Source organism: Nereida sp. NH-UV-3 (assembly GCF_042939535.1).
Lineage (GTDB): Bacteria > Pseudomonadota > Alphaproteobacteria > Rhodobacterales > Rhodobacteraceae > Nereida > Nereida ignava.
This window is the reverse complement of sequence record NZ_CP132157.1, coordinates 1,953,135-1,977,321: the sequence shown is the minus strand read 5'-3', so window position 1 is coordinate 1,977,321 and position 24,187 is coordinate 1,953,135. Positions and strand designations below refer to the sequence as shown.

Sequence of the window (24,187 nt, the reverse complement as noted above, 5' to 3'; positions counted from 1 at the left end):
AGCAAGGATCCACATAAATGGCCAAGGCAGATCAATCGGAACCCTATCACTACGGGCTGATCAAACGTGCTATTGAGGTGATTGATGCCCACGACGGCAAACAACTATCGCTTGACGATATCGCCCGCGAAATGGGCATGAGTGCGGCGCACTTTCAGCGCACATTCAGTCAATGGGCAGGTGTCTCACCCAAACGCTTTCAACAGTTTTTGACCCTCAGTCACGCAAAAAACATGCTGCACAATAACTTCACGACGCTCGATACCGCCGCTGAGGTAGGGTTATCTGGCACAGGCCGTCTTCACGATCTGTTCGTGAAATGGGAAGCCATGAGCCCCGGTGAATTTGCCTGCAAGGGAAAAGGCCTGACCATTCATTTCGGCTGGTTCGCAACCCCGTTTGGGCAAGCACTGGCCATGGGAACCGACCGCGGTCTTTGCGGCCTCGCGTTCAGCGATGATTGCGGTGCAGACCCCGCATGGCGCGATATGTCCGGCCGTTGGCCCCACGCGCATTTCGTTGAAAACCCCACCGCCCTTGAGAAATGGGTCAGTGCCGCCTTAAATCAAAGCGGTGACACGTCATTACACCTGATGGGCGCGCCATTTCAGATTAAAGTCTGGGAAGCGCTGCTCACGATCCCATCCGGCCACGTCACTACCTACTCCGAAATCGCGCACGCCGTGGGCAACCCAAAGGCAGTCCGCGCCGTTGGTACTGCAGTTGGACGCAACCCCGTCAGTTGGTTAATCCCATGTCACCGCGCGCTGCGTAAATCAGGCGGCTTGGGGGGATATCACTGGGGCCTTCCCGTCAAGCGCGCGATGCTGGCCTATGAGACTGCGCGGTTGACACCGGACGCGTAGCGCAACCTCGGCGTTTTTTGGCGCATCAATCCGTACAGATATTGGATAACACGCTGCTCTGACGCATATTGGCCTCAACCAAGTTAACCAAAAAATATGCATAATGAGGCTACCAATGTTTTTGAAGAAAACCCTACTGATCAGCACAATCGCGGCGCTGTCGCTTAGCGCCTGTACAGAGTTTGAGGGCGTCGCCAGCCCTGATGATCCCAACCGTCGCACCAAAAACGGCGCTGTCATAGGCGCGCTCGCGGGTGCAGCTACGGGCCTGATCAAGGGCGACACCAGTAGCCAGCGGCGCGAGCAAGCGGTGGTTGGTGCATTGATTGGCGCAGGTGTCGGCGGTGCCATTGGGGCCCGCCTTGATCGGCAAGCGCAAGATCTGCGGGATGACTTTTCCAGTAGCGGTATCACCATTGAAAACACGGGTTCAGAATTGATCGTGACCATGCCGCAAGATGTTTTGTTCGGAACAGACAGCGCCGATGTGCGCGCCGATCTTAAGCGAGACCTGCGTGCTTTGGCGGGCAACCTGCAAAGCTATCCCGACAGCACAATCGACATCTATGGTCATACGGATGACACGGGGTCCGAAGAATACAACGCTAATCTATCCACTCGTCGCGCCCAGGCGGTTGCGTCTATTTTGATGGATGCTGGCGTCGCGCCACGGCGTCTGCGCGCATTGGGGCAAGGCGAAACAAGCCCCATTGCCACCAACGAGACACCCCAAGGCCGCGCTAAGAACCGCCGCGTCGAATTCATTATCCGGCCCACTGACGCCTGATCTATTGGCAATTCTGCTTGGTGGTCATATTGTTTGACCAATCCAAGGAGGCCATATGCCATTCGATCCGATCAGGTCTGAAAAATTATCTGGCGCGGTTGTGCGCCAGATTGAGCTTCTTATTCTGCGCGGCGTTCTGCGACCAGGCGAGCGGTTACCTTCCGAGCGCGACCTTGCCGAACGCCTCGGCGTATCGCGCCCGTCTCTTCGTGGGGCAGTGGCCGAGTTGCAGGACAAAAAGCTATTAGAGACGCGAGCAAGCGCGGGCATATACGTAGCCGAAGTCCTTGGGTCAGCTTTTAATCAGAACTTAGTGTCCTTGTTTGCCAGCCACGATGAAGCCGTTTTTGATTATATTCGGTTTCGCCGTGACATGGAGGGCATCGCTGCGGCACGCGCCGCTGTGCATGGCTCTGACACCGACCTCAAAATTATCGACACAATTTATAAAAAAATGGAAGCTGCGCACGCCAAACGTAACTCAACTGATGAGGCGCGTTTGGATGCAGATTTTCATATGGCCATTATCGAAGCGAGCCACAACATTATCATGCTTCACATGATGCGCTCGATGTTTGATCTGTTGAAAGAAGGCGTGTTTTACAACCGTGGCATCATGTTCAAACAGCGCACAACACGTGACACTCTTTTGAAGCAGCACGGTGCGATAAATGCAGCCGTCCAAGCCCGCGACCCTGACGCCGCCCGCCGTGCAGTAACTGCTCATTTGGATTTTGTAGAAGCCGCACTTGATACCCATCAAAAGCGCGAAGCCCACGAGTTGATCGCACAAAAACGCCTCGACAACGAATTAAAGCGTTAGGCGCACAAAAAAGCCCCACGCACAAAATTGGGCGCGGGGCTTTCTGTTTATTGATTTGGTCGAACTAGTGCAGCTTGGCTGCAACTTCATCGATCCCATCATCGATAGATTTATTAAGGCTGGCAGCGGTGCTTTGCTTAGCAACAACGTCGCGTGCGGCACCGATGGCTACTTCAATCGCGCTATCACGGACGTCCTTCACAGCAGCAGCATTTGCCGATGCAATCTGGTCTTCCGCTGCCACAAGGCGGCGCGCAATTGAATCTTTCAGATCAACTTTGGCTTGCTCGGCCGCTGCCTCAGCATCGGCCTTTGCTTTTTCAACGATGCGATCTGCTTGTGCCTGCACTTCTTTTTGCTTGCGCTCGTAAGTCGCTAGCAAGGTCTGTGCTTCCTCACGCAGGGCTTTCGCCTCGTCCAGTTCAGATTTGATATCAGCAGCGCGCTTATCCAACATACCCATCAACATGGATGGAACGTTGAAATAAAACAGAATGCCCATGAACACCAAAAAACCACACAGTACAATAAAGTCTGTGTTCTTGAGAACAAAGAAAGGACCTTCGGCTGCCAATGCAGGTGTTGCCAAAAGGGCGAATGCAGGTGTCAGAAACTTGTTCATAGCTTACCCTTTCATCCGCGCAGTCACAGCAGCGGTTACACTGCGTGCATCTGCTTTTCCACCAAGTGCGACAACCAACTCTTTGGCCGTATCCTTGGCGACTTCCTTAATGCTCTCTTTAGCGCCAGCACGAATTTCAGCAATTGCCGCCTCTGATTCAGCTGTGCGCGCAGCAATCTCCGCATCTGCCTTCGCGATTGCTTTATCCAAATCTTTCTGGATTTCAGCACGCGTTGCGTTTGCAATGTTCTGCGCTTCAGCACGAGCATCTGCCAGTGCTTGGTTATATGCGTTTTCTGCATCAAGAGCCTGTTGTTTAAGGTCTTCTGCAGCAGCCAGATCGTTGGTGATGGCCCCTGAACGCTCTGCCAAAACAGCAGCAATCCGTGGCAATGCCACACGACTAAGGATCAGGTAGATCGCGATAAGTGCGATCACCAACCAGAAAATCTGGTTTGGGAATGTCGAGAACTCAAGCTGAGGCATGCCAGCGGCTTCTGCCCCATGTTCTGCGCCATATGTATCAGTTGCCATCTTGGCCTCCTTGAACCTTGAAGTTTGATGGCAGCCCGTCTGTTAGGACAGGCTGCCGTCAAGAAACGGTAGGTTCAAAGATTAGACAGCGAACATCAGAAGCAGAGCGACGAGGAACGAGAAAATCCCCAGGGCTTCTGCAAACGCGATGCCGATGAACAAAGTAGCAGTCTGGCCAGCAGCAGCAGATGGGTTACGCAGTGCGCCTGCGAGGAAGTTGCCAGCAACGTTGCCAACGCCCAGAGCTGCAATGCCTGCGCCCAACGCGCCCATGCCTGCACCGATGTATTGTCCCAAGTTTGCGATATCGCCTTCCATGTCTTTTCTCCTTACAATGGATTTTAGTCGTTTGGTCGTTGATGCGGGCAGATTGCCCGATCGTTAGTGTGACGGGTGAAGCGCGTCTTTTAAATAAACGCACGTCAGAACCGTGAAAACATAAGCCTGGATGAAGGACACCAGTACCTCGAGGGCGTAAATAGCAACTACGCCCAGAATTGGCAGAACCGCAAATGCGCCAAGCGCACCTGCAAACCCTGCGAACACTTTCAAAACTGCGTGGCCGGCCATCACGTTACCCGCAAGACGAATAGACAAGCTAACAGGACGCACGAAGTATGATGTGACTTCGATGATGGCCAGAACTGGGCGCAACGCCAGCGGCGCCGAAGACACCCAGAACAGGCCCAAGAAGCTGACGCCGTTTTTGACAAAGCCCAAGACTGTCACTGCGATGAATACTGCCAAGGCCAGTACAACGGTCACAGCAATCTGTGCTGTTGGCGTGAAAGATGTCGGGATCAGGCCCAAGAAGTTGGTCATCACAATGAAAAGGAACAGCGTGAAGATATAAGGGAAGTAGCCAAGCGCATCTTTGCCGGCCACATCTTCAACCATTTTGTGCACGAAGCCGTACGCCATTTCAGCAATTGACTGAACGCGGCTTGGGATGATTGCGCGGCCGCGCGTACCAACAACCATCAAGGCCAACACAGCAAGTACAGCGAGGAAATTCCAGACAGCGCCGTTTGTGACTGTGAAGAGTGAAATCTCTTTGCCGCCAAATGCGGGCTTGAGCTCGAACTGATCCATCGGGTGAATAGAGAGCGCCGGATCTTTCGTTCCAACAACGCCAATCACAAACAGCACGGTAGCAAGAGCGAACAACGCAATGCCAATACCTTTGGTGCTCTTTGGTGTTTGACCAGCGGTTTGCTCTGTATTCGACGCCATGCTCAGCCCTCTTTGTTCTGTTTGGTAGCCTCGTGAGCCACCGCTTCGGCCTGAATTTCCTTTGAGGTGCGTATCATGACGTTCACCCCGGCAACGAAACCCAGCAATGTAAATACGACTAGGAATATCGGCAGCGTACCAAAAAGCACGTCTAGTCCGTATCCCAAGCCAACCCCGATCAATAGACCAGAGACCAACTCTGTCACCATTCGCCAACCCTGCTGGGCCATCGAATAATGCTCTTCCACTTTCGGTTTGGGCGTTTGGGTAACCTTCAGCGCGTTGATACGCGCGTCCAGCTCTTCAAGCCGTCTTTTGTCAGGCTCAGTTACCATGCCCACACCTTTCGTGGTCTTAGCGGATAGCTATTGCCAGATCGCATCCGAGTCAATAACGCCCGACGCAACCTAACACATTGATAAATAACACAAATGATATTTCGCCGCAGACGATGCGATGGGTTTTAGCAAAATCCATTATTCAACCAAATGGTTGACGATTATCGTTTTTGCCTCCAATCACATTCACAATATGACCGATCTGGATGCAACATTTGCCGCACTCGCGGACCCCACACGCCGCGCGATCCTGTCGATGCTGCTTGAAGACGACATGGCAGTGACTGACGTGGCAGAGCCCTTTGACATGTCTTTGGCTGCCATAAGCAAGCACCTTATCATCCTGCAAAAAGCGGGACTTATCTCGCAAGAAAAGCGCGGACGGGTAAAGTGGTGCAAGCTTGAGCCGGACGCGCTACGCGGTGCCAGCACATGGATGCAAAGCTTTGGTCAGTTCGAGCCCGTGAACCTTGATGCGTTTGAAGCGTTTCTTGCCGCGCAGTTAGAAGGCGAATAACGCCGCCAGACCGCGCTTAGTCCTGCGCGAACGTCCACGTCTTAGCCACACTCTTTAGATGCTTGAGAAATGCCTGCACTTTAGCGGTGCGGTGCAAATCTACGTGGGTGACAAGCCACATCGGGACGGACCACTCATCAAGGGATGGCATCACCTCGTGCAGATCATCACGCATAGCCAATTCCCATTCAGGCACAAACCCAATGCCAGCACCCGCAGCGATCGCATCTTCCATGCTGCGATTATCAGAAGTGCGGAACACAATCTGATCTTCGGGGACTTCACGCCCCAACCATTGAATAAACGGCGCACGCGAAGAACGGCTATCGTGGCTCACAAAGCCATGCCCTGAAAGATCCCCGTTTTTAGGCAGCCCTTTACGCGCCACATATTTTTCATGCGCCACAAGGCACATGCGTTGCTTCATGAACTTCTGCACAACATTGTCAGGCTGATCCGGTGCTGCGCCTGCGCGAATGGCCACGTGGGCCTCGCCGTATTCAAGCCGGAACAACCGCTCACCCGTCAGATACCGCACACGCAAATCAGGGTGCTGAACCTGAAAATCACTAACCACACCACTCAAAAGCGGCGAAATACCCGCAAGAGATGTTACAACAAAATCACCCGATACCCCTTCGCCACGCCCCTTTAGGCGTCCAACAAGCTGGGTGAATTGTTCATCTGTAGTTGCAGCGACCTGCAACAAGTCTTGGCCAGCTTCCGTTGCAGTGTAGCCGCGTGCGTGGCGCTGAAACAACTTCACACCAAGCCTGCCCTCAAGTGCATCAATATGGCGAATTACAGTAGCATGATGCACGCCCAATACCTCGGCGGCCCCGCTTACGGTACCGTTGCGCGCCACCTGAAAGGCCGTGCGTATTTCATCCCAATCATTCATGACCCACTCCGTATCTTAACCATCCGCGAATTTCACTGTGCACAATTCAACAGAACGCACCACAACTTTGCGCAATATGTTCAGCTTTGCAGATCGAATAGAAAAAAGGCCAGAGATTTTTCAGCTAGAAAGCACAGTACATGCCCTCAAATATTCTTCGCCTCGATACATCATCCGACACTGTTTCTGCCTCAAGCCGTATGCTTGTAGACGCGGTCGTTGCAAAACTGGACGGCACTGTTGCCACCCGTGATCTGGCCGCAACACCTCCTGCACTTGTTGATTTGGGGTTTGTTACGGGGCGCGGTCTGCCAAAGGCTGACCGCTCAGCCGAGCAAGCCGCTTCACTTGAGTTGTCAGACACCTTGATCGCCGAACTGGAAGCCGCCGACGCTATCGTAATCGGCATGCCGATCTACAACTTCGCACCACCTGCCGCTCTCAAGGCATGGGCAGACCAAGTTGCCGTCCCTGGCCGAACATTTAGCTACAGCGCGGATGGCCCCAAAGGTCTGCTCGAAGGCAAGAAAGCATATGTGGTCGTGACTTCCGGCGGCACGCAAGTCGACAGCCCGATTGATTTCGCAACACCGTGGCTGCGCTTTTTTCTGGGCTTTATCGGCATTACCGATGTGACCGTGATCGCGGCAGATCGCTTGGGTGCGGATGCAGAGGCCAAATTGGCCGAAGCCCAAGAGCAAATCGCAAACCTGTCGTAAGGCTACCAAATCAAGCGGGCAGATAGGCAATCTTGCTTTCTGCCCGTTCACCACAACTGCTCATATAGAAGACGGCGGACACACATTAGTACCGCGCCGCTTCTATTGACTCATTGCGCCGCTCGGCCTAAACGCAAGTCAAATCACGGAAGTCTCAAACTTCCGGTCTTTATGGTATCTACCAAAGATCGCCCTCCGTCAGCGCGTTGCGCCCACGGGGGTATTTGGGGTTTTTCGGATTGGTCCTTATGTTTGGGCCTAATGGAACAAAGTGCAAAGGGGCACGCGTATGTTTGAAAATCTATCAGATCGCCTATCAGGTGTATTCGATCGGCTGACCAAGCAGGGTGCGCTTTCCGAAGATGACGTCAAAACAGCGCTACGCGAAGTACGGGTGGCTCTTCTTGAGGCTGACGTTTCCCTACCCGTTGCCCGTGACTTCATCAAAGCTGTGCAAGAAAAGGCCGCAGGACAATCGGTCACTAAATCGGTCACGCCCGGGCAGCAGGTCGTCAAAATCGTCCACGATGAGTTGGTCCATGTTCTGGCCGGTGATGAAGGTGAAATCGGGTCACTGAAAATCGACAACGCCCCTGCCCCCATCTTGATGGTCGGTTTGCAAGGTGGCGGTAAAACGACAACCACTGGTAAACTTGCCAAGCGGCTAAAAGAGAAAAACGGCAAACGCGTTCTGCTGGCCTCTCTCGACATTTATCGCCCTGCTGCGCAACAACAGTTGGCCATTCTCGGCACGCAGATTGGCGTGGATACTTTGCCGATCGTTGCGGGTGAAAGCGCTGTACAAATTGCAAAACGGGCCAAGCAGCAGGCAACAATGGGCGGCTATGACGTCTATATGCTTGATACGGCGGGCCGTTTGCAGATCGACGAAACCCTGATGAAAGAAGTCGAGGACGTCCGCGATGTGGTGAACCCGCGCGAGACGCTCTTGGTTGTCGATGGTCTAACAGGTCAGGTCGCTGTGGAAGTGGCCGAAGAATTTGATGCAAAGATTGGCATCTCTGGCGTTGTGCTGACCCGTATGGACGGTGACGGACGGGGCGGCGCGGCTCTTTCTATGCGCGCAGTTACAGGCAAGCCGATCAAGTTTGTGGGCCTGGGCGAGAAAATGGACGCCCTTGAGGAGTTCCACCCAGAACGTATCGCAGGCCGTATCCTTGGCATGGGCGACATCGTCAGCCTTGTTGAAAAAGCGCAAGAGACCATTGAGGCCGAACAAGCCGAGCGCATGATGAAGCGCTTCCAGAAAGGTCAGTTCAACATGAACGACCTTAAGATGCAGCTTAACCAGATGCTTCAAATGGGCGGAATGGAAGGCATCATGGGTATGATGCCCGGCATGAAAAAGATGGCCAAGCAAGTTGAGGAAAGCGGTTTCGACGACAGCATCCTGCGCCGCCAGATCGCGCTTATCAATTCAATGACCAAGAAAGAGCGCGCCAACCCGCAGCTTTTGCAAGCCAGCCGCAAAAAGCGCATCGCACAGGGTGCCGGCCTTGAGGTGAGCGAATTGAACAAGCTCATGAAAATGCACCGCCAGATGTCTGACATGATGAAGAAAATGGGCAAGATGGGCAAAGGCGGCATGATGAAACAGGCCATGAAAGGCATGTTCGGAAAAGGCGGCCCCTCACAGGCCGAGATAGAAGCAGCACAGCAACAAATGGCGGGTGGCAAAATGCCAGCGGGCCTTGGCGGTGCTGGTGGTTTAGGCGGTTTCCCAGGCCTCGGTGGTGGCGGCGGTTTGCCCCCCGGTTTGACGGGCTTTGGCAAAAAGAAATGATCCGCACCGCGATCATCAACACAGCGCGCATCATGCGCTGCTTTGCACCGGCTGTTTTTGCCGCGCCACTCTTTGACGTTGCTCAAGGTGGGGCCGCATAATGCACACGGCAAATATCCCTGTCCTCAATACAAAGCGGCTGTCTCTGCGTGGGCCAGAGGCTGAGGATTACCCCGACTTCAAAACCACCTTCAGCAGCTACCGCTCGCGGTTTATGGGCGGCCCTCTGAATGCCTATGAGGCTTGGATGCTTTATGCAGCCGAAATCGGGCATTGGAATATTCGTGGTTTTGGCATGTGGATGATCCACGACCGTATCACCGACGAGACTTATGGCATGGCCGGTGTCTGGCAGCCCGCAGGCTGGCCTACCGCGGAATTGGCTTGGATCATCTGGCCCAAAGTGGCGGGCCGCGGCATCGCGCTTGAAGCTACACATGCGGTGCGCGACTATGCCTATGAGACGCTGAACTGGGACACTGCCGTCAGCTATCTTGACCCCAAAAACCTTGAAGCAATCCGTTTGGCCGAACGCCTTGGCTGTATCAAAGATGCGGATGCACCCAGCGTTGACGACCACGATGTGGTCTACCGCCACCCGACACCAGACGCGTTGAACAACAGCCAGCTGCGTCACGGTATTGAAATGGAAATCGATCACTACCGCGATCCTGAATTCACCCCGAAAGGATGGGCTCTTGACTGATGCAGTAACTAAAGCCGCCGCCGTTTTGGCAGAGCACCGCGCGAGTATTGACCGCTTGGATGCGATCCTTGTGTACACCCTCGGAGAGCGCTTCAAGCACACACAGGCAGTGGGGAAACTCAAAGCCGAACACGACCTTCCCCCGTCCGATCCCACGCGCGAGGCGCATCAGATCGCACGGTTAGAAGATTTGGCAGGCAGGGCCGATCTGGACCCTGAATTTGCCAAGAAGTTTCTCAACTTCATCATCGCTGAAGTTATTCAGCATCACCAAAAACACCAATCATAACCCATCAAAGGAATTAATCTCATGGCTATGAAAATCCGTTTGGCCCGTGGTGGCTCTAAGAAACGCCCTTTTTACCGTGTTGTAGCAGCTGACAGCCGCATGGCACGTGACGGTCGCTTCATCGAGAAGCTCGGCACATACAACCCGCTCCTTCCTAAAGACAGCGAAGAGCGCGTGAAGCTGGACATGGAGCGCGTGCAGTACTGGTTGGGCGAAGGTGCACAGCCAACTGACCGTGTAAGCCGTTTCCTCGAAGCTGCTGGTGTTCTCGAAAAGAAAGAGCGCGCCAACATGAAGAAAGCCGTTCCAGGCAAAAAAGCGCAGGAACGTGCAGAAGAAAAAGCAGCTAAAGCCGCGGCAGCAGCTGAAGCAGCAAACGCACCGGCTGAAGAAGCACCAGTCGAAGAAGCGGCTGCAGCAGAAGAGTAAGTCTTTTGTCAGTTTTGTCCCCGCGCGGATGGCAAGGTTTTTGGGCGTATATAACCGCTTTTTAACTTTGCCCTCGCGGGGGCAGAATTACCAAAGACTTAGAATTGCAGTAAACGCTATCTGAACACCGCAATTGCACCGTCCTCCACCAATTTAGAAACGTCATAAGAAAAAGGTTGAGCCGCCATGTTCAGATTGATGCGCTTAATCATGTTTGTTGGTGCTGCTTTTCTGGCGGGGATCGTTTATCAGATGGGCAACACATCAGAAGCCTGCAAAAATGCGGGCGGGACCATACGCAACTCAATTTGTGAGATACCTCAATGACCCAGAGCTCCTCCGACAAGGTTTTGGTAGGCACAATCGCCGGTGCATTCGGAGTACAGGGTGACGTGCGCATCAAGTCGTTTTGCAGCTTTGCACCAGACATCTTTGGCTACGCGCTGACAGACGAAAGCGGCACGCGAAGCATTGAGATGGTTCTGGTTCAGCAAATCAAGAACGGCTTTGCCGCCCAAGTTGAGGGCGTTGTGACCAAAGAAGATGCGGACGCACTGCGAGGCATTGATCTGTTCGCCACCCGTGAGCAGCTTCCCCAAGCAGAGGATGACGAGTTCTACTACGCCGATCTGATCGGTCTGGCGGTGTTTGACACTGGCGGAACAGAGCTTGGCACCGTTAAGCACGTCATGGATCACGGTGCGGGCGATTTGCTTGAAGTCCAAGGCCCCAAGTTGAAAGATACAGTGTTGGTACCTTTCACCAAAGCAGCTGTTCCAACAGTAGACGTCACGGGCAGACGCGTGGTTATTGACCCACCCGAAGGTCTCTTTTGAACGCCCTACGGCATCAACGATACTCACACTCACAACGCACTGCACGACAGCGCGCTGAAAGAGGACTCCCATGACTGACGCGCCGCAAACCCCGTCTGCTGAAACGCCTACAAAGCCTGTCCGCGAAGAACGCTCCGTCGGGCGCAAGTCTATTTCCGCGTCACTCAAACCACGCGAGTTGCTAACCGACAAACCCCGCTTGGCCCGAGCATGGGATGCGCGGGTGGTGACCCTTTTACCCCAAGCTTTCCCCGGTATTTTAGGCGAAAGTCTGACCGGCAAGGCCCTCAAAGACGGCGTGTGGCAGTTAGAAACAACGGACCTACGCACGTTTGGTGAAGGCCGGCACAAGAACGTTGATGACACGCCATCGGGCGGTGGTGCGGGCATGGTGATGCGCGCGGATGTGGTGGGCAACGCCCTGGCAACTGCGCATCGCGGCGCACGGCATCCGATGATTTACCTCAGCCCCCGTGGGAAAAAGTTTGACCAAGGCATGGCCCAAGCCCTTGCGCGCGAAAGTGGTGTAACGCTGCTCTGTGGTCGGTTTGAAGGGGTGGACGAGCGCGTTCTTCAACGCTTTGACATCATGGAGGTCAGCCTTGGGGATTTCGTGCTCACAGGTGGTGAGCTGGCCGCTCAAATTCTTTTGGATGCCACGGTACGGTTATTGGCAGGTGTTCTTGGAAACGCCGAAAGCACGGTTGAGGAAAGCTTTTCAAACGGGCTTTTGGAGCACCCTCAGTACACCCGTCCGGCCGAGTGGGAGGGCATGAGCATCCCTGATGTGCTGACCAGTGGGAACCACAAAAAGATCGCGCAGTGGCGTCAGGAACAATCTGAACGCATCACCCAAGAGCGCCGGCCTGATCTTTGGCAAGCGCATCTCAAAAAGGATTAGGCCCTATTTCTTGCGGTTACCTTTTTGAAGGCCCTTGATCGTCTTTCCCAGTGATTTGTCACGGGCCTTGCGGTGGGCCGCAGTTTGAGTGGCGGCTTCTGAATTATGCGCATCTTCATCTTGTAGCTTTTGCCAGCGCTCAACACGCGCGGGATCAACACTGCCGTCTGCAATGCCTGCTTTAATGGCGCACTTCGGTTCAGACTGATGCGCACAATCAGAGAATTTACATTGTGCAGCGACCTCGATCAGATCGGCGAAAACGTCCTTGATACCGGAAGCCGCGTCCGTCAGTTGCAGCTCGCGCATGCCCGGTGTGTCCAGAACTGCGCATCCATTTGGCAGCTGGTGCAACTCGCGGTGGGTCGTGGTGTGGCGTCCCTTTGCGTCATCGTCGCGAATACCTTGGGTCGCCGCTTTTATCTGTCCCGAAAGTGCGTTTACCAGTGTGGACTTACCCACGCCGGATGACCCTAAAAATGCAATCGTTTGGCCCAGCTGCACCCACGGGGCCAACGCATCGGACGGATCTGTGTTGCGCACATCAAGCGCCAGAACAGCGACGCGCTCAGAAATGGTTTGGGCCTGCGCCACATATCCATCAGGGTCGTCGCTTAAATCCGCTTTGGTCAGGATGATGACGGGCGTTGTGTCCGCCTCAAACGCCAACGCCACGTAGCGCTCAAGACGTGCGACGTTGAAATCAGCATTGCACGAAGACACAACAAAGACCGTATCGATATTAGCCGCTATAGATTGAGTGTAGGTGATCCGTCCCGCGGCTTTGCGTTTAATCAGACTGCTGCGTTCAAGCCGTGCACAGGCTGTTTTTGTCTGTGGGTCGAGCAAGAGCCAATCACCAACCGTCGCCTCAAAAGCGTGCGGAATGGTCAGATCAACATCAACGCCAATCACCCGAAGCGTATTACGGTGCACCGCTGTGACCCGAGTGGGCTGTCCGGCGGCGGGAAAGTCGGAAATACTTGATGACAAACCCTCAAGCTGTGCCTCAAAGAAAGGGGTCCAGCCGAGACGCGCTAATGGCGCATCGACGGCGTCAGACGCGTCGACCATATTTGAGAGCTCAGACGCGGGCATGAAGGGCAAAGGTGGTGTTCAACATAGGCGGTACAAATAGGCGACATGTGCAGGGTTTACCAGTTATTTACATGAGCCGCCAAAGCACCGAACAATCCATGAAATGAATACCAAGCGTGGCACACAAGGGGTTGTCACGAACCGGCGAAAGGCCTTATACGGCGCAAGTCTGACCACGTTAGTGGATTCGGACGTCGCTTGTATTGGTGAACTTGCGCATACGACCCTTTGGTGTTTCGACAACGGGTATCGCGATGTAGGGAACTGGTGCGGCACACAAGGAATAGTGACCTAACCTCTGGCGGGCGCCACGGCGGACCCGAACGACACCCGAGAGCTCTGAGGCTGCGCCACACCATCGCGGGCAAACCGTGAGCAACATAGGAGACGATCATGAACCTGATCGCTGAACTGGAGGCCGAACAAGTTGCGGCCCTTGGGAACGAGCTTCCCGACTTTAAAGCGGGTGACACCATCCGCGTTGGTTACAAAGTAACCGAAGGCACACGCAGCCGTGTGCAAAACTACGAAGGCGTTTGCATTGCGCGCAAGAACGGTGAAGGCATTGCCGGATCGTTCACTGTTCGCAAGATCTCCTTCGGTGAAGGTGTTGAGCGCGTATTCCCGCTGCACTCCACCAACATTGACAGCATCACAGTAGTACGCCGTGGCCGTGTGCGTCGCGCGAAACTGTACTATCTTCGTGAGCGTCGCGGTAAGTCTGCTCGTATCGCCGAGCAAACAAACTACCGTCCCAAGAAATCTTAAGGAGCGGATGTCATGAGAAAAGATACCCACCCTGACTACCACATCATCAAAGTCAAAATGACAAACGGTGATATCGTTGAAATGAAATCCACTTGGGGTTCCGAAGGCGACCAGATCGCTTTGGATATCGACCCATCCGCGCACCCAGCATGGACCGGTGGTAACACAAAGCTGATGGATACCGGTGGTCGCGTATCCAAGTTCAAAAACAAATACGCTGGCTTGGGCTTCTAAACCCGCCGCACATTTGTGTGTTGAATTCAAACGCCGCTCCTTATCTGGGGCGGCGTTTTTGATTGGTTAATTGCAGTTTTACCAATGTTGCGCGGTTGTGCTTTCATTGGGTTGCAACGCCACATATAGTCGCTCAAAAGCATCTTTGCGGATGCAAGAAGACAAACCAAAGGGCCGAGTACATGGCGCATATTATCGTTGTAGGAAATGAAAAAGGCGGCGCGGGAAAATCCACGGTTTCCATGCACGTAGCCACAGCCCTGTCGCGGATGGGCCACCGTGTCGGATGCCTTGATTTGGACCTGCGCCAGAAAACGCTGGGGCGCTACATTACGAACCGCCAGACTTTTCTGAATGCCGAAGGTCTTGAACTGCCTACGCCAACTTATCTGGATTTGCCCGAGCTGGATCAATCGACGCTGGCTGAGGGTGAAAACATTTACGATGCCCGCCTGACGGCTGGTGTTGCTGCACTTGATGCGGACAATGACTTTGTATTGATCGACTGCCCCGGCTCTCACACGCGGCTAAGCCAAGTGGCGCACTCTCTTGCAGATACCCTGATCACACCCCTAAACGATAGCTTTATCGACTTTGACTTGTTGGCCCACGTAGACACAGAAGGCACTAACATCACGGGGCCTTCTGTGTATTCCGAAATGGTATGGGCCGCGCGTCAATTGCGCGCCAAAGCCGGCCTAACGCCTATTGATTGGATCGTTGTGCGCAACCGTATGGGCGCGCAGAACATGGTAAACAAAAAGAAGATGGAAGCCGCCATTGGGAAGCTCGCAAAGCGCATCGGTTTTCGGACGGCGACAGGCTTTAACGAACGGGTTATTTTCCGCGAGCTATTTCCACGGGGGCTGACCCTACTTGATCTACGCGACATTGGCGTAAAGGGGATGAATATCTCAAACGTCGCAGCCCGTAATGAGCTGCGCGAATTGATCAAAGCCCTTGATCTGCCAAACGTAAAAGTCAGCTTCTGATCAGCTTGCGCGCAGCAAGCCGCCCATCTCACGCTCTGCCACGCGCCCCGCAACGAACATGGCCAGCAGCCACCCGGTTGCTACAGCCGTGGCGATACCCAGCCAGACGCCAATCACGTCAAAGCCTGCAAGGCTTACGAAAACCCATATGAACAAACCCACACCCAAACCTTGGCGGTAGATGCTGATCCACAAAGTCCAGATTGGTTTCTTGAGTGCTTGTAGGATTGAGTTGATTGAAAAGAGCATCATGTAAACGGGGAACAGGATCGCATCGACACGCAGATAGCTTGCCCCGATCTCGATGACCGCCTCATCATCCGTAAAGAGCCCCATCGCAAAATGCCCGCCAAACCATAACGACGGCAACGCGATAGCGGCCATCACAAAGCCAACTTTCCAGCAAAAGCGCAGGGCTTCGCGAACGCGGTCATGCTCACCCGCGCCAAAATTTTGTCCTGCAATAGGTAAAAGCGCACCGGTCATACCCAGTACCGGCAACAGCAAAATTTGTTCAATCCGAAGACCGACCCCGTAGGCCGCGATAGCCTCGCCGCCAAAACCTTTAAGGGCAAATTGTACCACAAAGCCAGAGACAAACATCACCACAAGCGCCGTGGTGGTCGGTAACATTTGCGCAAAGATTTCACGGAAGCTAGCCCATGTGGGGATGAACGCATCACGGGGCACACCCTGCATCATCTCTAGCGCAAACACCCGCGAGAAGATCCAGATCATTACACCCGTCTGTGACAGGATCGTAGCCGCCGCGATACCGTTAAAACCCATGCCGCCCCACACGCCGGGAATGCCAAAAATGAACAATGGGTTCAGTCCGATGTTCGCCACGAAGGCCACCATCAAGCCACGCTGCATCGAAACCGTATCACCGTGAGATTGCAAAATACCATTCGTACCATAAGCCAGCAAAAATGCAGGCAGCGCGAACAACAGCCAATTGAAATACCCCAAGGCCGCATCGCGGTAGGCGCCTTCTTCAGAGACGAGCGCAATCAAGAACGGGCCAGAAAACGCCCCGATACACATCAGCAAAGCCGTTGCGATCAAACCAAAACTAATCCCTTGGGCCGCCAACCTGCGCGACGAGGTGCCGTCTTTGCGTCCCTTTGCGTTACTTACAAGTGCGCTGAGCGCAGACCCAAGGCCAAACCCCACGGCCATCATGATGAAAAATGCCTGATACCCAACGGCCAAACCTGCCTGCGCCTCGGTTCCCAACATGCCGGCGAAATAAACATCAACCACGTTGTAGAGAGTGGCGAACAGCATCCCGAAGGCCGCCGGAACCGCAAGCGCGCGGAAATGACCCGAGATCGGGCCGGTCGTCAGATCATCTTTTTGCATATTTAGTCCGCCGCTTTCATACGCCGTTCAAGCCAACGGACGCCTGCAGATACAATGAGGATAAGAACCAGATATTCCAACACCAAAATAGTATAAATCTCGAGGGGTCGGTATTCGGAGACCACCAGTTCGTTCGCCTTGCGGGTCAATTCTTGCATCCCGATCACCGACACCAGAGACGACATCTTGAGCATATAGACCAGCTGGTTGCCCAATGCAGGCAGGATGCGGCGGATAGCTTGGGGCAAGATGATAAAGCGCATCGTATCACGGTAGTTTAACGAAATAGACTGCGCCGCCTCATATTGACCACGATTGATTGACTGAATACCAGCGCGGAAAATCTCGGCCTGAAACGCACTATCCGACAGAGCAAGCGCCAGCACACCGGCCCAGAACACGTTCAGCGTCAGGCCTGTAAGTTGCGGCAGGCCATAGTACACCCAAAGGATCAGAACAAGGATCGGCACCGCGCGCACCACCTCAACATATGTTCGGTTAATCGCGCGGTAGCGGCGCTTGCTGGACAACCCTGGCAGCGCAATCAAAAGCCCAACCACAACCGAAATAAGAATGGCGGTCAGTGACATCAAAATGGTGTTGTAGGCACCTGTCGCCATGAATTTAAGGTTGGCGAGACCGTTGGCAGTGCGAGGATCAACTACATACCACCCCCAATTTCCAGAACAGCCCGACAACAGCAAAGCCAGTGGCGCAAGAACAATCAAACGTTTCATAATACGCCCCTAGTGGTTCAGAATTTGTTGGATAAACGCACCAAAGCGCGCAGATTTCGGGGCCGTAAAGACCTGTTCCGTGGGGCCCACCTCAACGATTTGGCCCTTATCCATGAATACCATCTTATCGGCAACGCGGCGGGCAAAACCCATTTCGTGGGTTACAACCACCATGGTCATTCCGTCACGCGCCAACTCAGACATCACATCAAGCACTTCGGCAATCATTTCAGGATCAAGCGCCGAGGTAGGCTCATCGAAAAGTAAAATGCGCGGTTCCATACAAAGAGATCGCGCAATAGCCACGCGTTGCTGCTGACCACCAGATAATTGGCGCGGCAACTTATCAGCCTGATCCGGAATTCGAACGCGATTAAGATATTTCATCGCACGTTCTTCGGCGGCTTTCGGATCCAGTCCCAAAACGCGCCGCGGACCGAGGGTCAAGTTTTCGAGCACTGTCAGATGAGGGAACAAATTGAACTGTTGAAAAACCATCCCGACGTTGCCGCGGATTTTCTCAAGGGTCGCCTTATCATCAGTTAGCGTCACACCATCTACGATAATTTCGCCCTGCTCATGCGCCTCAAGACGGTTAATACAGCGGATCAGCGTCGACTTACCGGAGCCGGATGGACCACAGATGACAACCTTCTCACCAAGGTTCACATCAAGGGACACATCCTTCAGCGCTTGAAAAGTGTCAAAAAACTTTGACACTTTTTGCATAGAAATTAAGGCAACCATAGTTTACACTTCTCCTAGAGCTGCGTGATGGCAAAAAAGGACACGCAACGCAATTTTTATCGGGATTACCAGTTTCCTGCCGCCCATTTCACCCTAACTAGCCCTAAATACACAAAGAGGAATACCCATGAAATTTTTTAAGATCGCTGCTGCGACCCTCGTTCTTGCGGCAAGTTCCGTACAGGCGACTGCACAATCTGCCCTGAGTGAAATCCTTTCAAATGGCGTGCTGAAAGTCGGCACGACTGGCGATTGGAACCCAATGACAATGCGCGATGTCGCGACAAACAGCTACACCGGATACGACATCGATGTGATGACGCAGCTGGCTGCCGATCTGGGCGTGGAAGTTGAGTTCGTTGCAACAGACTGGAAAACATTGGTGAGCGGCGTGACCTCGGGCCAGTACCACATCACAGGATCAGCCTCTGTTTCGCCAAGCCGCGCAAAAGCCGCAGGGTATTCAGACAGCTACTTCAGCCTTGCCACCGTGCCATTGACGCTGAAAGAAAATGCAGGTCGTTTCTCAAGCTGGGATGATTTGAACAACGCTGACGTTTCAGTCGCCGCAACTTTGGGCACAACTCAAGAAAAGCAAGTCAAAGAGTTCTTCCCAGACGCGCAGTACCGCATCGTTGAAGCCCCTGCCCGTGACTTCCAAGAAGTCCTCGCAGGCCGTGCTGATGCGAACATCACCTCAAACGTTGAGGCAAACAAACTGGTCGCACAATACGACCAACTGATGATTGTGCCAGTTGCCGAGGGCCGCGCACCCACACCAATCGCGATGCTTTTGCCGCAAGCAGACCAAGTGTGGATCAACTACGTCAACACGTGGATCACGCTGAAGCAAGAACAAGGCTTCTTCGACACTTTGGGCAAAAAATGGCAGCTGCTTGCTGAGTAATCAGCGCCCTTAGCCAAACCCAAGGGGTCAATTGCATCAGCGGTTGGCCCCTTTTTTGATTTAAGATTGGAAAACTATGCTGACCATTTATTCAGTACCAGTCGCGACTTATTGCGCGAAATTGCGGATCACCATGCGCCACAAAGGGCTGGCATGGGAAGAATTGCCCCCACCCGGCGGCTACGGATCTGCGGAGTATAAGGCGATTGTTCCGTCTGGGAACCTTCCCGCAATGGTTGATGAAGGCTTTATGTTGGCGGATTCCGAAGCCATCGCGGAGTACCTCAACGAGGTCTATCCAGACGTTCCGATGTTGCCCGACACAGTGCAACTTCGCGCAAAGGCCCGCGAGAAAGGCAGGCTGCACGACACGCGCCTCGAACCAGCGGTGCGGGCCATGTATCCTCAAGTAGCGCACGAAACCCGCAACGCAGACGCTGTGAAAGCCGGTGGTGCAGAGATCACAAAGCACCTTAAAGCATTAGCGCTATTGCTGCGCGACAGCCCACTTGACCCAGACACGCTTTGGCTTTGCGACTGTGGGTTTGCAGTCACGTTCGCATGGATCAGAGCGTTTGAGCAGGCACTTGGCTTGCCCGTTGAGTGGCCCCAGTCTGTTCTGGATTACGATGCGCGACTACAAAGCTTTGCACCTGTCAGTGATGAGCTTGTCCACTACAAGCCTGCAATGGATGACTATCTCAGCAAGGCCTATCCCGCATAAAAAAACGCCGCGCTAGTCAAAGCGCGGCGTTTCCAATTTCCGACTATGAAATGGCTTATGCCGCCAGATCAAAGCGGTCCAGTTCCATCACTTTGACCCAAGCCGCCACGAAGTCCGCGAGGAACTTCTGCTCTGCATCATCGGATGCATAGACTTCAGCCAGAGAGCGCAGGATTGAGTTTGAACCGAACAGAAGGTCAACCTCTGTACCCGTCCACTCACCGCCTTCAGACGTTTTATAGGTGCCGTCGCCAACATTCGTCCACGCGCCCAAAGTTGAAAGCAAGTTGCGGAAGAAGTCGTTGCTCAACGTACCCGGGCGATCCGTCAGAACACCGTGCTTTGTACCGCCTGCATTGATATCAAGCACACGCAAACCACCAATGAGCACAGTCATTTCCGGCGCGCTTAGGGCCAGCAATTGCGCACGATCCACCAAATGCTCGGCCGCAGACCGGACGTTGCCGGCAGGGAAGAAGTTACGGAACCCTTCGGCAGTGGGCTGCATTACGCTAAAGCTGTCCACGTCAGTTTGCTCTTGTGTCGCGTCTGTCCGGCCCGGAGTGAACGGCACTGATATGTCGCTACCAGCAGCTTTTGCTGCAGCCTCAAGTCCCGCAGAACCACCCAGCACGATCAGGTCAGCCAATGACACTTTCTTGTCACCAGACTGCGCGCCATTGAAGGCCGCTTGCACAGCTTCAAGTTTAGCAATCGTAGCATCAAAGCCATATGACGCGTTAACCGCCCAGTCTTTTTGTGGCGCCAAGCGAATGCGCGCGCCATTTGCACCACCGCGCTTATCTGAACCACGGAAAGTAGATGCAGAGGCCCACGCAAGGGCAACAAGCTCTTGTGGAGTTGCACCTGATGCAAGGATGTCCGCTTTCAACGCAGTCACATCAGCAGCATCGATCAATGCGTGATCTACCGCAGGCACAGGATCTTGCCACAACTCAGGCTCAGCCGGAACAAGCGGGCCGAGACCGACGTTATGTGGCCCCATGTCACGGTGTGTTAGTTTGAACCAAGCCTTTGCGAACGCCTGCTTGAACTCTTCAGGGTTTTCGTAAAAGCGACGTGAGATCTTGGCGTAGGCAGGATCTTCGCGCATGGCCAAATCAGACGTGAACATCACAGGTGCGTGGCGCTTTTCGGGGTTGTGCGCATCTGGCACGGTACCCTGAGCTTCCGCCTGAACCGGCTTCCACTGCTTGGCACCTGCAGGGCTTTCAGTCAGCTCCCAGTCGTAACCAAATAGGTTCTCAAAGTAGTTGTTGTCCCAAACCGCTGGGTTTGTTGTCCACGCACCTTCAAGGCCAGAAGTGATTGTGTGCTCACCTTTTCCGCTCTCGTATGAGTTTGCCCAACCAAAGCCCATTGCTTCAAGGCCAGCGCCCTCAGGTTCTGCATCCACATATTGCTCGGGGTCGGCGGCGCCGTGGCCTTTGCCGAATGTGTGACCACCCGCAATCAGCGCTACAGTTTCTTCATCGTTCATGGCCATGCGGCCAAAGGTTTCGCGGATGTCGCGCGCTGATGCCAACGGGTCAGGGTTGCCGTTTGGTCCTTCTGGATTGACGTAGATCAGACCCATCTGCACCGCACCCAAGACAGGCGCCAACTCACGATCGCCGCTGTAACGCTCGTCTGCGAGCCACTCGGTTTCAGGACCCCAGTAGATGTCTTCTTCAGGCTCCCAGATATCTTCGCGACCACCAGCGAAGCCGTATGGTTCGAAACCCATCGTCTCAAGGGCTTCGTTACCCGCGAGGATCATCAAGTCCGCCCACGAAATTGCAGCACCGTATTTTTGCTTGATAGGCCACAGAAGACGGCGCGCTTTGTCGAGGTTGCCGTTGTCTGGCCAGCTGTTGAGCGGCGCAAAACGTTGGCTGCCGGAACCCGCACCACCGCGACCATCATGCACACGGTATGTACCTGCAGAGTGCCACGCCATCCGAATGAAGAATGGGCCATAGTGGCCGTAGTCCGCAGGCCACCAATCTTGGCTGTCTGTCATCAACGCTTTCAAATCGGCGCGCAGGGCATCCAGATCAAGGGCCTTGAACGCTTCAGCATAATTAAAGTCAGCATCCATTGGGCTGACGCTTGGCGCGTTCTGGCTCAGCATTTTGAGGTTCAGTTGGTTCGGCCACCAATGTTGGTTCGCCTGCGTCCCCTTAGCGGAGTGCACGCCGTGCATAACAGGGCATTTGCCCGATTTTTCGTTGTTGATGTCGTCGAATGCGCCGTCCATGAGAATCTCCAATGTTGCTAATTTAGAATAGTTCTAGCAAAGGTTTTCCATTAGGATAAGTTGTATTTTCTGATTGATATGATAAGTTTTCCCTATGGATAATTTAACTCTCAAACAGCTGCGATATTTTGATGCGCTGGTCCAACAACGTCACTTTGGACGGGCTGCCGAGGTATGTGCAATTTCTCAACCTGCCCTGTCGATGCAGATCAAAGAAATGGAAGCTGCCCTTGGATCAGCCTTGTTTGAGCGCACACCCCGCAATCTTGGTCTGACGCCATTCGGTGAAACCGTTGTTGAACGTGCCCGCGATATTTTACGCTCTGTCGATGAGTTGACGGACTTGGCGCGCTCACAACAAAGCAAGCTAAGTGGCAAACTACGCCTTGGCGTGATCCCGACAATTGCGCCCTATCTTTTGCCCAAAGTTATCGGTGCACTAACCCAAAGATATGACGGCCTCGACATCCACATACGTGAAACGATGACCCCGAAGTTGCTGCAAGAACTAGCAGACGGCAAAATTGATGCGGCTTTGTTAGCCCTGCCCGTGGGCGAAACCAGCTTTGCCGAGGTGCCGCTTTTTGAAGAAAACTTTGTGCTTGTCCGCCCCGCTGCTGATGCGCAGTTACCCCCACCAGATGCAAAAGGGCTGGCGGCGATGCGGCTTTTACTTTTGGAGGAAGGGCACTGTTTTCGCGACCAGGCATTATCGTTCTGCACAGGCCCATCTGTTCGCCCTTGGGAGGGTCTAGACGGCACGTCTTTGTCAACTTTGGTGCAGATGGTTGGTGCGGGCATCGGCGTCACATTGATCCCGCAGATGGCCGTTGAGGTAGAGACCCGTTCAGCACCCGTGGCGATTTCGGCGCTTGATGGTGCGCAACCCTCACGGCAAATCGGAATGATCTGGCGCAAAACCAGCCCGCTGGCAGAACGGCTAAATGACGTGGCCCACTTGGTACAGCAGGCCGCATCATACTTAGCACAGCCGTAAAGACGTCTCTACTTCGAGTACTTCGCAACTGCCTCGCGGGCACGCCCTAGCAATTCAGCACCGTCAATACCAATGCTGTTCACTTCGCTCACCCAGCGATCCGCCACCTGCTGAAACGGAGCATCAAAGGCCGCCGTATTTTTCGCCGACAAGGCGCTTACGGTTGCGCCAGCCGCGCGGGCGCGCTCTTTGCCCAGTGGCTCCATCTCATTCCATGCAGCACCCATAGCCTCTGACAAAACGCGGCCCGACACTTCATCAACGATCGCCTGAAGATCAGGGGGCAAAGATGCATAACTGTTCTTGTTCATCGCAAAAAGGAAGGTGGACGTGCCAAATCGTGCACCACCATCCAACTCAACCGAAGCCGTCGTTAGGTCGGCAAGTTTGAGCGGGATCGCCACCTCAAAAGGCACAAGCCCTGCATCAACTGTCTTTTTGGCAAGCGCTTGCGGCAGCGCAGGAACAGGCATGCCCACAGGCTCTGCGCCCAAAGCCTCAAGCATCCACGCGCCCGTCCGCGAAGGGCTTCTAATCTTGAGGCCCTCAAAATCTTGCAGCTCTGTTACATTACCCGATGCAAGATGAAGCGCGTTTCCGGCGTGTACGTGCACAAGAAGCGGATGGATGTCATCAAAGTCAGCAGCCAGATCAGGCATCATGTCTTGAATAGCGCGGTTAGTCGCCAAAGCATCGCCGCCATGTACGTTGGGCAGTTCAAAAACCTCTACGCGAGGAAAGACACCAGGGGTGTATCCGGGCAGCGTCCACACGACATCTGCAACACCATCGCGAACTTGACCGTAAAGCTCTGACGGCTTGCCACCCAATGACATGGACGGAAATACTTCGAACGCCATCCGCCCACCTGATGCCTCCTCGATGGCAGCAACCCATGGCTCGATCAAACGGGTCTGCGTGATGGCTTTAGGGCTTAAGAAATGGTGCACCGAAAAGGTAAATTCCTGCGCAACAGCCGCTGAGGACATGCATATCCCTAAAGCCACCCCAACAATTTTGACACGTAGTGATTTGAACGAGAACATGCGGTTT

The 24,187-nt window shown here is 54.0% G+C and carries 29 protein-coding genes; 17 read left to right on the top strand and 12 right to left on the bottom strand.

Translation table 11 applies throughout. The features are described from left to right. Positions 1-17 precede the first annotated feature (17 nt). The 3 genes from NeNHUV3_RS09775 to NeNHUV3_RS09765 all read left to right on the top strand — a co-directional run bounded on the left by NeNHUV3_RS09775 (position 18) and on the right by NeNHUV3_RS09765 (position 2,476). Entirely contained in the window at positions 18-866 is an 849-nt protein-coding gene (locus NeNHUV3_RS09775) for a bifunctional helix-turn-helix domain-containing protein/methylated-DNA--[protein]-cysteine S-methyltransferase (RefSeq protein WP_391481136.1), read from the top strand. Between the two features lie 115 nt (positions 867-981). Further along, entirely contained in the window at positions 982-1,653 is a 672-nt protein-coding gene (locus NeNHUV3_RS09770; protein WP_391481134.1) for an OmpA family protein, read from the top strand. A 55-nt stretch (positions 1,654-1,708) separates the two neighbouring features. Then, a complete protein-coding gene (locus tag NeNHUV3_RS09765) occupies positions 1,709-2,476 on the top strand; it encodes a FadR/GntR family transcriptional regulator (protein ID WP_391481133.1) in 768 nt (255 codons plus the stop codon). 64 nt (positions 2,477-2,540) lie between these two features. On the opposite strand, the gene NeNHUV3_RS09760 is transcribed toward NeNHUV3_RS09765, so the two are convergent. The 5 genes from NeNHUV3_RS09760 to NeNHUV3_RS09740 all read right to left on the bottom strand — a co-directional run bounded on the left by NeNHUV3_RS09760 (position 2,541) and on the right by NeNHUV3_RS09740 (position 5,200). Then, entirely contained in the window at positions 2,541-3,098 is a 558-nt protein-coding gene (locus NeNHUV3_RS09760; protein ID WP_391481132.1) for a F0F1 ATP synthase subunit B, read from the bottom strand. 3 nt (positions 3,099-3,101) lie between these two features. Next, complete coding sequence (locus NeNHUV3_RS09755; RefSeq protein WP_391481130.1) at positions 3,102-3,632, bottom strand: F0F1 ATP synthase subunit B'; 531 nt, start codon at positions 3,630-3,632, stop codon at positions 3,102-3,104. Between the two features lie 81 nt (positions 3,633-3,713). After that, positions 3,714-3,950 (bottom strand): F0F1 ATP synthase subunit C, encoded by a 237-nt coding sequence (locus NeNHUV3_RS09750; RefSeq protein WP_341245756.1) that lies wholly within the window; start codon positions 3,948-3,950, stop codon positions 3,714-3,716. 63 nt (positions 3,951-4,013) lie between these two features. Then, positions 4,014-4,811 (bottom strand): F0F1 ATP synthase subunit A, encoded by a 798-nt coding sequence (locus tag NeNHUV3_RS09745; RefSeq protein WP_391483229.1) that lies wholly within the window; start codon positions 4,809-4,811, stop codon positions 4,014-4,016. A 56-nt stretch (positions 4,812-4,867) separates the two neighbouring features. Next, entirely contained in the window at positions 4,868-5,200 is a 333-nt protein-coding gene (locus NeNHUV3_RS09740; RefSeq protein ID WP_391481129.1) for an AtpZ/AtpI family protein, read from the bottom strand. 196 nt (positions 5,201-5,396) lie between these two features. On the opposite strand from NeNHUV3_RS09740, the gene NeNHUV3_RS09735 reads away from it, so the two are divergent. Beyond that, positions 5,397-5,720 carry an ArsR/SmtB family transcription factor gene (locus tag NeNHUV3_RS09735; protein ID WP_391483228.1) on the top strand — a complete coding sequence of 108 codons (324 nt, stop codon included), beginning with the start codon at positions 5,397-5,399 and terminating at the stop codon, positions 5,718-5,720. A 16-nt stretch (positions 5,721-5,736) separates the two neighbouring features. Here the strand turns inward: NeNHUV3_RS09735 and NeNHUV3_RS09730 are convergent, their stop codons facing one another. After that, positions 5,737-6,621, bottom strand: a complete 885-nt coding sequence (locus NeNHUV3_RS09730; RefSeq protein ID WP_341245752.1) for a LysR family transcriptional regulator — start codon at positions 6,619-6,621, stop codon at positions 5,737-5,739. 140 nt (positions 6,622-6,761) lie between these two features. On the opposite strand from NeNHUV3_RS09730, the gene NeNHUV3_RS09725 reads away from it, so the two are divergent. The 7 genes from NeNHUV3_RS09725 to trmD all read left to right on the top strand — a co-directional run bounded on the left by NeNHUV3_RS09725 (position 6,762) and on the right by trmD (position 12,305). Continuing rightward, complete coding sequence (locus NeNHUV3_RS09725) at positions 6,762-7,340, top strand: FMN-dependent NADH-azoreductase (RefSeq protein ID WP_391481127.1); 579 nt, start codon at positions 6,762-6,764, stop codon at positions 7,338-7,340. A 289-nt stretch (positions 7,341-7,629) separates the two neighbouring features. After that, complete coding sequence (gene ffh, locus NeNHUV3_RS09720; RefSeq protein ID WP_341245750.1) at positions 7,630-9,144, top strand: signal recognition particle protein; 1,515 nt, start codon at positions 7,630-7,632, stop codon at positions 9,142-9,144. Between the two features lie 100 nt (positions 9,145-9,244). Then, positions 9,245-9,850, top strand: a complete 606-nt coding sequence (locus NeNHUV3_RS09715) for a GNAT family N-acetyltransferase (protein ID WP_391481125.1) — start codon at positions 9,245-9,247, stop codon at positions 9,848-9,850. Continuing rightward, on the top strand, positions 9,843-10,139 hold the full coding sequence (locus tag NeNHUV3_RS09710; RefSeq protein ID WP_048599175.1) for a chorismate mutase: 297 nt from the start codon (positions 9,843-9,845) through the stop codon (positions 10,137-10,139). Before NeNHUV3_RS09715 ends, NeNHUV3_RS09710 begins: the two co-directional genes overlap by 8 nt. Positions 10,140-10,160: 21 nt before the next feature. Further along, positions 10,161-10,568 (top strand): 30S ribosomal protein S16, encoded by a 408-nt coding sequence (rpsP, locus tag NeNHUV3_RS09705; protein WP_391481124.1) that lies wholly within the window; start codon positions 10,161-10,163, stop codon positions 10,566-10,568. 323 nt (positions 10,569-10,891) lie between these two features. Then, the gene (gene rimM / locus NeNHUV3_RS09700) at positions 10,892-11,404 is read left to right on the top strand and encodes a ribosome maturation factor RimM (RefSeq protein ID WP_391481122.1); all 513 of its coding nucleotides are present in this window, start codon (positions 10,892-10,894) and stop codon (positions 11,402-11,404) included. 70 nt (positions 11,405-11,474) lie between these two features. Next, the gene (trmD, locus tag NeNHUV3_RS09695) at positions 11,475-12,305 is read left to right on the top strand and encodes a tRNA (guanosine(37)-N1)-methyltransferase TrmD (protein ID WP_391481120.1); all 831 of its coding nucleotides are present in this window, start codon (positions 11,475-11,477) and stop codon (positions 12,303-12,305) included. Between the two features lie 3 nt (positions 12,306-12,308). Here trmD and rsgA read toward each other — a convergent pair whose 3' ends face one another. Continuing rightward, complete coding sequence (gene rsgA, locus NeNHUV3_RS09690; protein WP_391481118.1) at positions 12,309-13,403, bottom strand: ribosome small subunit-dependent GTPase A; 1,095 nt, start codon at positions 13,401-13,403, stop codon at positions 12,309-12,311. A 393-nt stretch (positions 13,404-13,796) separates the two neighbouring features. On the opposite strand from rsgA, the gene rplS reads away from it, so the two are divergent. From rplS to NeNHUV3_RS09675, 3 genes are all read left to right on the top strand, one after another. Beyond that, positions 13,797-14,171, top strand: a complete 375-nt coding sequence (rplS, locus tag NeNHUV3_RS09685; protein WP_048599170.1) for a 50S ribosomal protein L19 — start codon at positions 13,797-13,799, stop codon at positions 14,169-14,171. 12 nt (positions 14,172-14,183) lie between these two features. Beyond that, entirely contained in the window at positions 14,184-14,405 is a 222-nt protein-coding gene (rpmE, locus tag NeNHUV3_RS09680; RefSeq protein WP_048599169.1) for a 50S ribosomal protein L31, read from the top strand. Positions 14,406-14,587: 182 nt separating this feature from the next. Then, positions 14,588-15,397, top strand: a complete 810-nt coding sequence (locus NeNHUV3_RS09675; RefSeq protein WP_341245744.1) for a division plane positioning ATPase MipZ — start codon at positions 14,588-14,590, stop codon at positions 15,395-15,397. Here the strand turns inward: NeNHUV3_RS09675 and NeNHUV3_RS09670 are convergent, their stop codons facing one another. The 3 genes from NeNHUV3_RS09670 to NeNHUV3_RS09660 are packed head-to-tail and all read right to left on the bottom strand — an operon-like array spanning position 15,398 to position 18,228. Further along, entirely contained in the window at positions 15,398-16,762 is a 1,365-nt protein-coding gene (locus tag NeNHUV3_RS09670; protein WP_391481116.1) for an MATE family efflux transporter, read from the bottom strand. Positions 16,763-16,764: 2 nt separating this feature from the next. Further along, positions 16,765-17,499, bottom strand: a complete 735-nt coding sequence (locus tag NeNHUV3_RS09665; protein WP_391481114.1) for an amino acid ABC transporter permease — start codon at positions 17,497-17,499, stop codon at positions 16,765-16,767. 9 nt (positions 17,500-17,508) lie between these two features. Next, on the bottom strand, positions 17,509-18,228 hold the full coding sequence (locus NeNHUV3_RS09660; RefSeq protein WP_391481112.1) for an amino acid ABC transporter ATP-binding protein: 720 nt from the start codon (positions 18,226-18,228) through the stop codon (positions 17,509-17,511). Positions 18,229-18,373: 145 nt separating this feature from the next. Here NeNHUV3_RS09660 and NeNHUV3_RS09655 point away from each other — a divergent pair, with 145 nt between their 5' ends. Continuing rightward, complete coding sequence (locus tag NeNHUV3_RS09655; protein ID WP_048599164.1) at positions 18,374-19,153, top strand: transporter substrate-binding domain-containing protein; 780 nt, start codon at positions 18,374-18,376, stop codon at positions 19,151-19,153. Positions 19,154-19,229: 76 nt separating this feature from the next. Continuing rightward, a complete protein-coding gene (locus tag NeNHUV3_RS09650) occupies positions 19,230-19,877 on the top strand; it encodes a glutathione S-transferase family protein (RefSeq protein WP_391481110.1) in 648 nt (215 codons plus the stop codon). Positions 19,878-19,932: 55 nt separating this feature from the next. Here NeNHUV3_RS09650 and katG read toward each other — a convergent pair whose 3' ends face one another. Next, on the bottom strand, positions 19,933-22,137 hold the full coding sequence (gene katG, locus NeNHUV3_RS09645) for a catalase/peroxidase HPI (RefSeq protein WP_391481109.1): 2,205 nt from the start codon (positions 22,135-22,137) through the stop codon (positions 19,933-19,935). Positions 22,138-22,231: 94 nt separating this feature from the next. Here katG and NeNHUV3_RS09640 point away from each other — a divergent pair, with 94 nt between their 5' ends. Then, a complete protein-coding gene (locus NeNHUV3_RS09640) occupies positions 22,232-23,134 on the top strand; it encodes a LysR substrate-binding domain-containing protein (RefSeq protein WP_391481108.1) in 903 nt (300 codons plus the stop codon). Positions 23,135-23,142: 8 nt separating this feature from the next. Here NeNHUV3_RS09640 and NeNHUV3_RS09635 read toward each other — a convergent pair whose 3' ends face one another. Continuing rightward, positions 23,143-24,123 carry a TRAP transporter substrate-binding protein gene (locus tag NeNHUV3_RS09635; protein WP_391481106.1) on the bottom strand — a complete coding sequence of 327 codons (981 nt, stop codon included), beginning with the start codon at positions 24,121-24,123 and terminating at the stop codon, positions 23,143-23,145. Between the last annotated feature and the right edge of the window lie 64 nt (positions 24,124-24,187).

Coding starts and splice junctions, on each gene's coding strand:
- NeNHUV3_RS09730 (WP_341245752.1), bottom strand. CDS start 6,621: ATGAATGATTGGGATGAAATACGCACGGCCTTTCAGGTGGCGCGCAAC.
- NeNHUV3_RS09725 (WP_391481127.1), top strand. CDS start 6,762: ATGCCCTCAAATATTCTTCGCCTCGATACATCATCCGACACTGTTTCT.
- NeNHUV3_RS09660 (WP_391481112.1), bottom strand. CDS start 18,228: ATGCAAAAAGTGTCAAAGTTTTTTGACACTTTTCAAGCGCTGAAGGAT.
- NeNHUV3_RS09735 (WP_391483228.1), top strand. CDS start 5,397: ATGACCGATCTGGATGCAACATTTGCCGCACTCGCGGACCCCACACGC.
- NeNHUV3_RS09750 (WP_341245756.1), bottom strand. CDS start 3,950: ATGGAAGGCGATATCGCAAACTTGGGACAATACATCGGTGCAGGCATG.
- NeNHUV3_RS09675 (WP_341245744.1), top strand. CDS start 14,588: ATGGCGCATATTATCGTTGTAGGAAATGAAAAAGGCGGCGCGGGAAAA.
- NeNHUV3_RS09755 (WP_391481130.1), bottom strand. CDS start 3,632: ATGGCAACTGATACATATGGCGCAGAACATGGGGCAGAAGCCGCTGGC.
- rplS (WP_048599170.1), top strand. CDS start 13,797: ATGAACCTGATCGCTGAACTGGAGGCCGAACAAGTTGCGGCCCTTGGG.
- NeNHUV3_RS09765 (WP_391481133.1), top strand. CDS start 1,709: ATGCCATTCGATCCGATCAGGTCTGAAAAATTATCTGGCGCGGTTGTG.
- rpsP (WP_391481124.1), top strand. CDS start 10,161: ATGGCTATGAAAATCCGTTTGGCCCGTGGTGGCTCTAAGAAACGCCCT.
- NeNHUV3_RS09655 (WP_048599164.1), top strand. CDS start 18,374: ATGAAATTTTTTAAGATCGCTGCTGCGACCCTCGTTCTTGCGGCAAGT.
- NeNHUV3_RS09635 (WP_391481106.1), bottom strand. CDS start 24,123: ATGTCCTCAGCGGCTGTTGCGCAGGAATTTACCTTTTCGGTGCACCAT.
- NeNHUV3_RS09640 (WP_391481108.1), top strand. CDS start 22,232: ATGGATAATTTAACTCTCAAACAGCTGCGATATTTTGATGCGCTGGTC.
- rpmE (WP_048599169.1), top strand. CDS start 14,184: ATGAGAAAAGATACCCACCCTGACTACCACATCATCAAAGTCAAAATG.
- NeNHUV3_RS09670 (WP_391481116.1), bottom strand. CDS start 16,762: ATGCAAAAAGATGATCTGACGACCGGCCCGATCTCGGGTCATTTCCGC.
- NeNHUV3_RS09740 (WP_391481129.1), bottom strand. CDS start 5,200: ATGGTAACTGAGCCTGACAAAAGACGGCTTGAAGAGCTGGACGCGCGT.
- NeNHUV3_RS09775 (WP_391481136.1), top strand. CDS start 18: ATGGCCAAGGCAGATCAATCGGAACCCTATCACTACGGGCTGATCAAA.
- NeNHUV3_RS09665 (WP_391481114.1), bottom strand. CDS start 17,499: ATGAAACGTTTGATTGTTCTTGCGCCACTGGCTTTGCTGTTGTCGGGC.
- rimM (WP_391481122.1), top strand. CDS start 10,892: ATGACCCAGAGCTCCTCCGACAAGGTTTTGGTAGGCACAATCGCCGGT.
- NeNHUV3_RS09715 (WP_391481125.1), top strand. CDS start 9,245: ATGCACACGGCAAATATCCCTGTCCTCAATACAAAGCGGCTGTCTCTG.
- trmD (WP_391481120.1), top strand. CDS start 11,475: ATGACTGACGCGCCGCAAACCCCGTCTGCTGAAACGCCTACAAAGCCT.
- katG (WP_391481109.1), bottom strand. CDS start 22,137: ATGGACGGCGCATTCGACGACATCAACAACGAAAAATCGGGCAAATGC.
- rsgA (WP_391481118.1), bottom strand. CDS start 13,403: ATGCCCGCGTCTGAGCTCTCAAATATGGTCGACGCGTCTGACGCCGTC.
- NeNHUV3_RS09650 (WP_391481110.1), top strand. CDS start 19,230: ATGCTGACCATTTATTCAGTACCAGTCGCGACTTATTGCGCGAAATTG.
- NeNHUV3_RS09760 (WP_391481132.1), bottom strand. CDS start 3,098: ATGAACAAGTTTCTGACACCTGCATTCGCCCTTTTGGCAACACCTGCA.
- NeNHUV3_RS09770 (WP_391481134.1), top strand. CDS start 982: ATGTTTTTGAAGAAAACCCTACTGATCAGCACAATCGCGGCGCTGTCG.
- ffh (WP_341245750.1), top strand. CDS start 7,630: ATGTTTGAAAATCTATCAGATCGCCTATCAGGTGTATTCGATCGGCTG.